Origin of the sequence: Bacteroides sp. RTP21281st1_H5_RTP21281_210402 (assembly GCF_040918965.1) — a bacterium.
Taxonomy (GTDB): domain Bacteria; phylum Bacteroidota; class Bacteroidia; order Bacteroidales; family Bacteroidaceae; genus Bacteroides; species Bacteroides congonensis.
On record NZ_JBCOWR010000009.1, the window covers coordinates 162,386 to 174,359 of the forward strand.

8 protein-coding genes are annotated in these 11,974 nt (G+C 37.9%); all 8 read left to right on the top strand.

All coding sequences use genetic code 11. The annotated features are described in order from the left end of the window. Positions 1-8: 8 nt before the first annotated feature. Positions 9-662 (top strand): PAAR domain-containing protein, encoded by a 654-nt coding sequence (locus AB5443_RS14690; RefSeq protein ID WP_368113347.1) that lies wholly within the window; start codon positions 9-11, stop codon positions 660-662. Further along, a complete protein-coding gene (locus AB5443_RS14695; protein ID WP_368113346.1) occupies positions 659-3,748 on the top strand; it encodes a toxin VasX in 3,090 nt (1,029 codons plus the stop codon). Before AB5443_RS14690 ends, AB5443_RS14695 begins: the two co-directional genes overlap by 4 nt. Before the next feature lie 14 nt (positions 3,749-3,762). Then, entirely contained in the window at positions 3,763-4,950 is a 1,188-nt protein-coding gene (locus AB5443_RS14700; RefSeq protein ID WP_368113345.1) for a hypothetical protein, read from the top strand. A 327-nt stretch (positions 4,951-5,277) separates the two neighbouring features. Continuing rightward, positions 5,278-5,667, top strand: a complete 390-nt coding sequence (gene tssD, locus AB5443_RS14705; protein ID WP_118292604.1) for a type VI secretion system tube protein TssD — start codon at positions 5,278-5,280, stop codon at positions 5,665-5,667. Positions 5,668-5,819: 152 nt separating this feature from the next. Then, entirely contained in the window at positions 5,820-6,272 is a 453-nt protein-coding gene (locus tag AB5443_RS14710) for a hypothetical protein (protein WP_237470297.1), read from the top strand. Between the two features lie 32 nt (positions 6,273-6,304). Then, a complete protein-coding gene (locus tag AB5443_RS14715; protein WP_368113344.1) occupies positions 6,305-7,681 on the top strand; it encodes a type VI secretion system contractile sheath protein TssC in 1,377 nt (458 codons plus the stop codon). 124 nt (positions 7,682-7,805) lie between these two features. After that, complete coding sequence (locus AB5443_RS14720) at positions 7,806-9,605, top strand: type VI secretion system Vgr family protein (protein WP_368113343.1); 1,800 nt, start codon at positions 7,806-7,808, stop codon at positions 9,603-9,605. 11 nt (positions 9,606-9,616) lie between these two features. Beyond that, positions 9,617-11,965, top strand: a complete 2,349-nt coding sequence (locus AB5443_RS14725; RefSeq protein WP_368113342.1) for a hypothetical protein — start codon at positions 9,617-9,619, stop codon at positions 11,963-11,965. Positions 11,966-11,974 lie beyond the last annotated feature (9 nt).

Genomic DNA, 11,974 nt, shown 5'->3' on the forward strand with positions numbered 1-11,974 from the left:
TATGCCCAATGGTAACAGGGGTAACTCCACATGTGGGAGGTCCGATTGTAGGTCCCGGCTGTCCCGGAGTCTTGGTTGACGGGGTTCCGGTATCCGTAATGGGAGATACTTGTGTATGCTGCGGACCACCTGACATGATAGTACAGGGATACCCGGGAGTAATGGTTGACGGTACTCCTGTCGTCGTACAAAACTGTATGACAGCTCACGGAGGTATAATCCCGATGGGAGTGGCAGGGGTTGTAATCGGCACGGCAAAACCGATAAAACCGATTACGATGAACATTCGGAAAATACCGTTTCCTAAAATCCGAACAATAGACAATATAGGAGCCATATTGACTGGCAATTCAAAGAAAATGAAAGAAGCCAAAAACAATATTTCAGAATTAAAGAAAGGTACATCCGATACGACTCCCATGATTTATAATCTCAGATGGGAGAAAGAAGGTGTACGTATCTACTCCGATAGAATTGACGAAGGTGTAAAAATGATGGCTGACGTAATAAATATTCCTGATGGAGATACTGTGAAAATCAGTGTTTTGGTTGATGAAAGCAATCGTATTGTCAAGGAAATAGAAGGAACCGTAAAAAATGGAATGATAGAAATAAGCTGGGATATACTATCCAAGCATTTTAGAATGGAGGATAAACCATGAATGATGTTAAAATAGGTAGCTATAGATTCATAGCTGAATATAAAGATACAAAGTCAGAGTCTCCAAAGCTTGACATCATTGACGGCATCAGACTCTTCCCCTTGAGATTTGGGATATATCGCTTCTCCGAGAAAGCAAAGGCAAGCACTTATCCGGTCGGTAAATTCACATATATTGATGGACGAGGTGGTGCCATTCCTGTGGTAAAGGATTATGGCTATCAGCTAAGCCCGATGATTTTACGGAATGGCTGGATCTATGTATATAGCCATAATACGCAATCTGTGTATATATACGAATGCCTGAATAACAAATATACATTGAAAGGGATAAAGAAGAAAGACAACGCATCCACCAAAAAGGATATAATGTATAAACATATAAACCACAAAAATGACTTCATTTCTTTACTCTCAGAAGATGAGGTCCGGTTGTTTTATACCTCCATTGAATTATCCGATTCTTTTATCAATGAAACATATTTTGAAAAAGGTCCTATAGGTTCACGCTTCAATTGCAAGGAGTGGAGTGACGGTCAAACTAAAAGTGATATTGAAAGAAGGCATGTCGATGCTGACTCCATCTGGTTCATGCCTGACAATACAATGACGTCAAAAGACGAATATGCAAATGCAATCACTTGTGACTACAAACATATAATTGACTCGGCTAAAATACAGTATCAGACAAAAAGGACAAAATTCCGGGATGTATTTTTCGTCTTAGACGATCCTCTCGGATGTGTAGAGCAACTCATCCATGACTTGAACGATGCTCGCATCAATCATGAAGCCCTTATTCGCTCTGTCAGAACAGGAGTTTCACCGAAAGACATCAAAAAATTGCTTATGAAAAGTGCCGGAATGAGAGTCTCAAAAAGCGAGGAGAATGGCTGTCTTTTGTCAGATATGGACTTGTTCAATTGGGGCAATTCCACTCCACAGAAAGAAAAAATTGAACAGGCACAGTATATACATACTTTGGCACTTTATTTATATAATTTTGTCTACTCCAAAGAAGAGAACCATTTAAAAGCAGGGGCAAAAGCTCTTGACCGCAACTCTATCGAAAAACTATTAGCTGTTAATGAGAGAAGAGAAAGCAGAGAAAGGATTGAAAATCTGCGCAAACTGATTGCTTTGTATATCAATAGCCCTATTTTCACCCGATTCTGTGAGTGGTTTACTGTAAATACGGTAAACATTGCATCTGACGAAAAGGATGTAATGCATTCTGAAATGAAATTTAAAGTCCAAAGCTCCATCATGACCATATTGTTGGCACTGTCACCTGTACCACATATAAACGATAAAGCTATGGATTTACCGGATGCGTATAAAGACTACAGCGACCCATGTTCTTCTACACTAAAGTCCATATTTGACGCCTTTGTTGGTGAAGGCGACAATAAAGTAGGTCTATTGTTAAAGGATATTCCTACCCTTGCCTCACTGAATCTTGATATAGCAAGAGATACCAATCCTGCATATAAAGAAAAGGACAGTGCAGGTCTGGACATAAGTATCAATGGCTTTTTACAGCTGATTGATAATGCTATAAATACTTTTTGGAGAATAGCATACGAAACAAGAAAAACGAGATTGGTAATAGATAAATTCCTTATTGACTGGGATAATCTATTTATTCAGTTTGACAAAGGTGAGGTTACTAAATACCTTAATAAAAATGGTCGTACCCGATTGGACGATACAATAATAGAAGGCAAAAGCTATATTAGAATAAAAGTAAAAAAAGCTGAAGATTTAACAAAGCCCGTTTATATTAAAACCATTAAAAAGAATCCGCATAAATATCAAAAAAGTCTCAAACGTATATCATGTCAAAAGTCTTATTTGGCTATTCTCTCCTTTATACAAATTTCAGCTTTTATAGAGGGATACAGTAAGGAAAATGATGGAATCAAAACAACAGCTCAAATTTTCAGTTTCATATCTGCGGCAGCAGCTATACAACGCCGTTTTATTGAAGCAGGAATAGATTTGAGAGCTTCTGTCTCAACCCAACAGGCACTAATCTATCAAAAACCTTTAGAACGAATCAGAACGCAAATAGCTGTACTTGGTGTTATTGGTATGTTTGCGGATGCTATTACAGCAATAAAGGATATAATTGATCGTTTACAAAAAAATGATAATGATGCTGCCGCTTTTTATACAATCTCTGCGACATTTTATTTAGTAGGAGGAGGATTAACTATATTAAGTCTACCTTCTGAATATATTTGGATTAATCCTTGGATAATTTTTGCTCTTGTAGCTATCGGTTTTTTGAGTAGTAGCCTCGCCACTTTTTTTACAGATAGTGACATTGAGACATTTATAAAACAAACGGTCTTATATGAAGATATAACAAATAAGCTATCAGGAGAGCCTTACGAACAAATTCAAAAATTATCTTCCATAGAAATCAGAAGCAAGGTTTTTGATAAAGAAGAGAATAAACATATTAAGGCTTTGATTGATTACAGATATCAGGTTGAAGCTTTCCTATATACCCAGGCTATGATGCCATTCTTCAGTGCAAACATAACATACAGACAGTACGATCGTGTTTCATCTGCAGACTCATTTGTATATATCCCACCATACGATGAAATAGAGATAGACATATATAGTGACATTACGCAAATGGCTATGAATCTTTCCGGGATAAAAATGCATGTAAGACTCGTAAAAAAGCAAAAGTTCGGTAAGAACCGTTATTTTGATATAGACCTAAAAGAAGTCCAAAGTCAGGATTATACCCATAATTGGGTTCCACAAAATAGCCCAACCCCTATAATGACTCACAATTATTATCGTTATACATTTCGGGATAGAGATACTTCTAATAGTTTCTATGCCAGCAAAGATTTGTATATATTATTATATGTGAGTTTCAGGCATAATGATGGAAGCATCACTCCAATGCCCCGGAACGGACAAGAAACATATCTTATCTACAAATATAAAGTAGATATACCACATGCTCCGTTGGATACACAAAAACGATACTACCCAGAAGCCAAAACAATACTTGAACAGGTGTCTATATCTCCGGATAGTGAAGAAATATGGAATTTTTAAAAACAGCAATAATTATGGAACCAAAAACAGACATTAACAGACCCTCTACAATCAGAATAATAGCCGGAATCGTTGTGTTATTATGCTTATGTCCAATTTCTGGAATATATTTTTCCGGAATAGTGTATCTTATCGAACATTACCCTGCCCGGAAATTCCTGCTTTTTGAATATTTATGGGGAAAACTATTAATAGTGTTTATATCAGGAACAATTTTTTTGGCACTATTAGGAGTTATAACTATATTCTTATTAATAGCAATGAGAATATGGAGTGGGAAAAGAGAAAAAGTAAAACATATCATATATCCGTTCCCTGCCGTATTAACAACTGAAATTGCCGATTTATACAAGATTGAAAGGGCTGATGACCAATTTCTTATTTTCACTACATCTTCTGAAATACGCGGATTTCTGATAGGTATCGGAGCTGCTATTTTATGCACTGGGATATTCTTGTTCTGCAAAGAAATAGACAACCCGTACAGTGAAATTTACTGGCCTCCATTCAGTGGAGCATTTATTTTAGCTCCATTTATTCTGCTGATCAGCCAAGTATTTGCACATAAACGTAGGTTTGTACTGGACAGGATGAACGGTACTGTAACATTTCCACGCCATTTGTTCTTTCCTCGTTGTACTGTTCCTTTCTCGGAGGTCATTCCGGGATATTCAAAAGGTACTATGAACCTTGCATTTAGGTTTTGTTTTTTACATCCGCGAACTAAAGCAGCCATACCTGTTCTTGCAGAATATGATTCCGATTGGTGGCCATTCTATGTACTCTATATGGACAAGAATCGCCCGCTACCGCAAGGCGAAGTGTTCGCCCCCTACCGCGAGAAAGACTTCCTGCGCAGAAAGGCGGCAGGTTTCCCAAAACCGATATATCCCAGTATATCCCTTGTAACAGACGCTTATATGGGATATATATACGGTACGGATGAATTTAAGCAAAGACTGACAAAAATGAAGCACGGCATAATACATTGTTACACAAGAGTATCATGGTATTGTCAGAAGAATGAAATAAAATATGAAAATCCAAACGATTTAGTATTAGTCGGTCTTTGGAAAAAACAGTTTGTGTTCAAACTCTTCGCTCCGGAAAACGTAGAATACATCGTAATCCCGGACGATGCGGTATTGACCGACTGTTTCCTATGCGACAGTGAAACGGATGAAGTAAAATTTGTGAAATGACCGATTTCGGACACAAAAGCCCCAATAAATCCTGTAACTCCCGCTAAAAGTAGAAGAACGTTAAAATTTAAATTTATTCTTGCTGTAGAATTGCGAATTAAAATCTCATTGCTTATATTTACGGCGGAACAAGTTAGTAGACCAATCCGGTTAATGTGTCACGCAAGCATTGCTTTGGTGGCTTTGTATAAGCTATGCCATAACAGGCAACAGGTGAACATTTAAAATAAAATGCAGGGGTGACCTTAACGATTGAAGATACGAAGAAATTCCAAATAATGATAAGTGAGATAACTAACATATTATCAACATTTAAATTTGTAATTTATGTTTAATGCAACTCTAAAATTCAAAGGAAAGGAATTCGATGTACGTTATGTTGATTACCTTATTGAACGTGATGTAGATGCAAAAGGCAGACCTGCGTCTCATTTGTATGGTGGTTTGGTTCGTATGATTATCGAATCGACTGAAGATACAACAATTCTGGAAAATATGGTTACCCAATTCAACCCTCATAGTGGGATTGTTGAATACAAGAAAGGTGATGAGGAAGCCGTAATGAAAGAATTGAGTTGGGAACAAGGGTATATCGTTAAGTTTAAAGAAACAGCAGATGTGGAAGGCAAGAAAGCAATGGTTATCGACTTCACAGTATCTGCAAAGATTCTTAAAGTAGGTAATGCTGTCTTTGAACAGAATTGGCCTGCCAAATGATTAAGTTTCAATCGTGAAGGAGGAGATTGATTTGTGCTATTAGGTAGAAATGAGCATAAAACAATCTCCTTTTTTGATAATCCTTCATAGTTAGCTATCTCAAAAATCCTTTGTATAACAGCATTTTAGAAAATATTTAATACATTGAATATATGGCAATAGATAATATACAACTTGGTGGAAACATCATACGAGAAGATTCAGAACAGGGTATCACCAGGATTCCTGAGAATCGCACTTTAATGGCCAATCAATTTACAGATGATGAGCCTATCCTGCCAGAAGTGGTGGAAGGGCTCAAAACATCGGAAGAAGTGTTCAACTATTTTCGACCGAATGTTGACGTCACATTTCAAAATAAGGAAGGCCAGCCCGTAATGGAACATTTTGATTTCAAAAATGTAGCAGATTTTGCAGTCAAGGCTATGACGGAAAAAAGTCCTTTCCTAAGTCAGCTGAGCGAAGATAAAGAATTCTTTGAAAAAGCAATGAAATCGCTGAGATCAAACAAGCCTCTACTTCGTGCTATAACAAATGCAGATACAAAAGCGGCAATGCTTATTATACTGAAACATTTCAGAGATGAACTGGAGAAATCCTTGTAACCATCATTGTACCACGCTAACATTATAGAAAAATGCCAGAAGAAAAGATACAGATTGCACAGGGACAACATGATACCCCGGCAAAAAAAGAACAGCAGCCACAACAGCAATTCGAGCAAGCTTTGAACACGCTAATGAAATTTGGCGGTATTCCTTTCTTTGAATCATTCATTAGTGAGATTGCAAATATCAGTCCGATTCGAAAAGCCAGAAGAGACCGCTTTTTTGAAGATGACAAGATAGAGGAACGCAAAAAGCTGTTGCGCAAAATTGACAATTGGATAGAATTGCTGGAAGAAAACTCTTCTATGGACAACATGATAGACAAATGCAGCCGTGAAATTGAAGAAACGGGTATCCTGCTTAGAAGTAACCAGCATGAAGCCATTGACAGGGTAAGAAATTTGGAGCGTGCCTATAGAGAAATGAAATCCTTCTATGACAATACGGGATTAGATAAGGTAAAGAACATTTCAATCATCAATGTTTCGCACGAGCAGTTAACAGATCTGGATAACCCTGTTTTTATAGATCATGTGGCTAATGAGTTAAAACAGAATTTTGACCGTCTGGATTTGAGAGATAATTACTCTCTACTTGTATTGCCAGGCTATCTTGGATCGAAAAAGGTGGTTGACAAGTGGGCACGTATTGCAGATGAATATATGGTTCAGCTTTATTCAGATTTTGCAGATGTAGACAATCCGGATGACCTGATGGAAATGTTCTATGACTCTAAGTTGACAGGCTCAGATACGTATCTGCAAAGCACGTCTCTTTGTTGTAATTGGATTACAGCACGTGCCAAGTATGATGAACTTGGAGAAGAGGACGACATGAGAATATCTCCGGCATCAGCACTTGCCGGTCGTATTTATTCAACACTGATGTCTCAGGTTACAGCCGGATCGACTTATGGTACGATATATGATGCGGATGCTGTCCGGTTCAGACTGTTGAAAAGTGAATTGACCAAATTGGAACAAATGGGACTTGTTCCGTTAGTCAAAGAGTTTGGTAAAGTTATGGCCTTCTCAGGAAAAACTTTATTTGACGGACCTAATGAAGGACGTCAAACTTATTCTGTTGTTCGTGTGTTCAACCATGTAGGCAAGACCTCAATGGACTTTTTCAACCGGATTGCATTCGAGACATGGGATCCCAAACGACAGCAGCAGACACGCAAGGAGTTGGTACGCTATCTCGACAGCATCAAAGGTTCGGGAAAATTGATAAAACGATATGAAATTCTTCGTTTGGAACGCAATGATAAGGATTTGGAAAAACATATCTATTTTGATGTGTTTTTGGAGCCTTTCTTCCCAGGAAAAAGCTATATCATGAAGATGCATGGTATGAAAGGAGAAGACGGTCCTATCAACTGGAATACCGAAACCGATGAAGGATAATTGCATGTTCAACGAATGACAGACAATTTCAAGAAAAAGGTCTTATGCACATGGGCAAGAATCCTGAGCGGATATGACTAGTGGTGACATAAGACCTTTTTTTTAAAAAAAAACAAGCAATATTATGGAAGACTGGAACCAAGTTCACGCAACAGTGAGCATCGACGGCGAGAACCGCAACTACACCCGTATCAGTCTGGTTCAGAAGTTTGGTCAACATCATTATTTTGACATCGAAGTGCTTTGCAGTCCGCTTGTCAAAGAAAATGTGTGGCACCATGAACGCGAGGAAATGATAGCACTACAGGGAAAAACGGTCGTCATACGCATGAAACATGAATTCAGTGGGGACGAAAGCATATTCAAGGGCATCATTACCTCAATCGGAATGGACGGTGACAAAGGTGTATCCGGGACCTTACACTACAGGGGATACAGCACGACCATACTGCTTGAATCCGGGCGAACCATGGATTCATTCACGGATGCCACACTCGGAGAAATCGTGAGTGAAGTGGTGGAAAAATACGGAAATGGTATCAGTATAGTGAACAATCCGGCATTCAAAAGCAGGATACCTTACGTACAGATGCAGGAGGAAAGCGCATACGAGTTTCTGCGCCGTTTGGCATGGCAATATGGAGAATGGTTTTATTATAACGGACAGGTGCTTTATTTTGGCAACCCGTACAAGGAGAAGGACGAGAATCTTGTCTATGACATTGACATGGACTCCATGCATTTCTCATCGTGTGTTGCTCCATTCCATTTCTCAAGACATGATTATCTGTCCGACAGCCACATGGATATGTTCGGGGACGATTCGGAAGCCGTCAGGGGAATCAACACCTATTTGGCCAATGCCATGAAGACTTCAGAGGGAATGTACCGTTCGCAGACCACCATGTACAGCCACACAGCCACCGGTCACCCGCTGGATATTGAACACTTTACAGCAGTGGAAAAAGGGCGTAAAGTCTCCTCACTTGTCTGGATGACAGGAAATACGAAAACATGCCGTGTACGTATCGGTGAACCAGTCGTAGTGCAGATTCCGCCAAACATGTGCAAGCGTCGGGATATGGGACGTTACCGCATTGTGGAATTAACACATAGAATTGAAGTAAGTGGAGGTTATGCCAACTCGTTCAAAGGCATTCCTGCAAGTATGGAATACATCCCGACGGAGGACATGCGGATGCCGGTCGCACATGCCATGCTGGCGGAAGTGACAGACAATGCCGACCCGGAAAACTTAGGTCGTGTACAGGTGCAATTTGCATGGCAGAAAAACAGAAACAAGACCACAAACTGGATAAGGGTACGGAGCCTTGATGCAGGAAGCAGCGAAACGGTATCCAAGAACCGGGGATTCGTATTTGTTCCTGAGATTGGAGACCAGGTAATGGTAGATTTTGAACTGGGAGATCCTTGCAGACCTTATGTCAGTGGAAGCATGTTCCACAAAAACAACGGCGAAGGAGGTAATGCGGACAACCACATTAAAACGATTGTCACGCGCAGCGGACATACACTGGAGTTCAATGATGATGAAGACGGACAATGGGGGATTACTATAACTGATAAGGAAAATAATATCATAAGATTAGATACAAAAAATAAAGCAATCTCCATTTCTTCCCAAGAAAAGATAATAATAGAGTCTAAAGACATTGTTGTTTCTGCAAACAATAATCTTGAACTTCTCGCATCCAAGGTTACCACCATTCAAGGTGATGAACTTCTTGTATGTCGTACTAAAGAAATGCAAACTGAGGTAGAAAATGAATACCAACTGAATGCTAAAACGATGACTGAAATCACAGAAAAAACTGAAATTCAGAGTACAAAAGAAAATTTACTTTTAAGTTCAGGTAAAGAAGTCGTTGCTAATAGTAAATCAAAAAAAATTCGTTTATCTTAATCCGATATTGAATGAAATTAAATGAAGACATTTCTATAAATTTAGTCTTGAAAAATAATAATTTATATTTCAAGGCAGGTGAACCTATAAATATACCTATCCAGGCCGAATGCAAAAACATTGAATATCTAAAAGATATAAAATACAATTGGACTCTATACATGGATGGTCAAGAAAAATGTGTAAAAATCACATCAACTGGAGCTGTATTGATAACCATCCACCCTATGTATGCAGGACACAGATTTCAGTTGGTATTAAACTTGACAGCCAATGAGCAAATTTCTTGTACAGAGAGCGATGAAGTATATATAAAATGGAATAATAATGAATTTGCTCCATTTTCTGCAAATGGAAATATTGAATTTACCCCTACTTGTGAAAAGGAAATTATAGCTATCGAATGGTGCGACAAATATATGACTCCATTTTATAATAAACAATTAGAAAAAAATAAAAAAACAGATATTGTAGAACAATCATTCCATTTATATGGAGAAAAGTTTGGAGCCGTTTTTTGTTTTGTTGAGCTTTGGGGGTATAACGGAAATAAAGTCGTAGTTTATAGAAAGATTTTAGGCCCGGATAAACAATACGAAGAAATAGTAAACAAAAGAGAAATAGTAACCGTCACTGATGGAAACATTGGTATTTCTTTTGGACGTAATCTACTTAGAATTGGATTGAAATCCGGAGAAAGTCGTGAGGTGACTGCTATAATGATAATACAAGACTATAAAACCTCGGATATAATCGGTGATTTCAGGTATAAATTTAAAGTAGATGGGAATGATAAAATAGAAAGGATGGAGTCTTACCCTTCACAACCTGTTATTGTAGGGAATTACAATATAACAGAGAATAACTATATGCCATGCAAGTATACGCAAATTGATGTAGAATATACTAAAGATAAAGAAGCCGAGGAGAAACAAAAGGTTACAGTTTTCAAGGAAGGAAGTTATTCAAAAAATTTCGTAAACATTATTGGAGGAAAGCGTAAAGCAAGCATCACTTTATCTGAATATACTCCCAATAAATGTCGGCTGAAGGAAAAATCTCATAAAGAGAAAAAAGTTCCTTTTATGCTATATGGAGAACGTAAAAAAGAACTTCCTATTAACGTATCCGAGAAAAAAGGTACTATAGAAAATATTGAACTAAAATATAAATATGAAGATGATTTTTTTAATATGATATCATTGCCTACGGAGGGTATTATGCAAACAAGTGTACTCTACACGGGTAATGCAAATTGCAGACACTCCAATAACGTGGCATTGAATATGTATCCTGATATAAAGTGGGAAGCATTTATTGAACTCTGTTCTGCTAATACGTCCATGTATATCCATCAGGGAATGCCGAAAGCATATTCTATCTTCAAGAGACATCAGGAAAAAGTCCTGGAAGCATGTAAAGGTTTTACAGATATTGAAATATCACTCGGTTTATTGGCAACATACAATGACGGAGAAAAAGTAGATCTCTCAGCCAACATAGCGCAATCTGTCAAAACGGTATTTCAAGCATTAAAGACAATCAGAGATGCTTTGGATGCATTGTCATTCAGAAAAACGGCAAATGAAAATAAAGAACTAGAGGGAAGAGATAAAACACCAAAAAATTCCAAAGTCCCTCTCTTTCTTGAAATTTCCAGTCCCGTCCTTAAAGTCGGAGGAGGTTGGCAATATGATTTAAATTCCCGGAATCAACTTGTGCGCAAGGGAGAAATCGCAATATCAGCCTCACCTCTTATCGAAGCTAAGGGAGGAATAGATCTTATAGCTTGTGCTATAGCCATTCCCGGAGCCGGTGATATAATAAAAGCTATTCTAAAAATAAATGATTTGGCAGAATGGACTACTAAAGTGTTATCTAATGGCAAAGCAAAATATGAAGGACTGATTTGGTTTAATTTAATCCTTCAAGGAAGTATTGGCATAGAAGGTGTCTTTGAATTTTCAAATGAAGAAAAAGAAATAGACATAAGTACTCCGATGAATATTAAGTTTATCGTTGAACTTGGACTTAGTGCAGAAGTAAAGGTAGAAACCGTTACTATCTCCGGGGAAGAAAGCCGCACAGTGAAAGTGGGAGCTAATGGAAGCGCAAGTACCGGACTTACATTCAAGCCAAGTATGGGTTACAATACGGAAGAAGGGATGTTTCTTGGATTTGATGTAGATTTTGACGGCATAACAATAACAATTAATGGAGAGGCAATATATGAGCAAGAAAGAGATGATATAGAAAAAGAATCTCATGATTTTAAAATAGGAAAAGATCCAATGCCACTTATAGGCGAAAAATCTTTATTTAAGGGAAAGGTTTATCCTTTTAATGCAAAAAAATTATAAACAACAATA

Bases quoted from the DNA above. Each gene is read 5' to 3' on its own strand.
- AB5443_RS14695 (WP_368113346.1), top strand. From the start codon at position 659: ATGAATGATGTTAAAATAGGTAGCTATAGATTCATAGCTGAATATAAA.
- AB5443_RS14715 (WP_368113344.1), top strand. From the start codon at position 6,305: ATGCCAGAAGAAAAGATACAGATTGCACAGGGACAACATGATACCCCG.
- AB5443_RS14725 (WP_368113342.1), top strand. From the start codon at position 9,617: ATGAAATTAAATGAAGACATTTCTATAAATTTAGTCTTGAAAAATAAT.
- AB5443_RS14690 (WP_368113347.1), top strand. From the start codon at position 9: ATGGTAACAGGGGTAACTCCACATGTGGGAGGTCCGATTGTAGGTCCC.
- AB5443_RS14720 (WP_368113343.1), top strand. From the start codon at position 7,806: ATGGAAGACTGGAACCAAGTTCACGCAACAGTGAGCATCGACGGCGAG.
- AB5443_RS14710 (WP_237470297.1), top strand. From the start codon at position 5,820: ATGGCAATAGATAATATACAACTTGGTGGAAACATCATACGAGAAGAT.
- tssD (WP_118292604.1), top strand. From the start codon at position 5,278: ATGTTTAATGCAACTCTAAAATTCAAAGGAAAGGAATTCGATGTACGT.
- AB5443_RS14700 (WP_368113345.1), top strand. From the start codon at position 3,763: ATGGAACCAAAAACAGACATTAACAGACCCTCTACAATCAGAATAATA.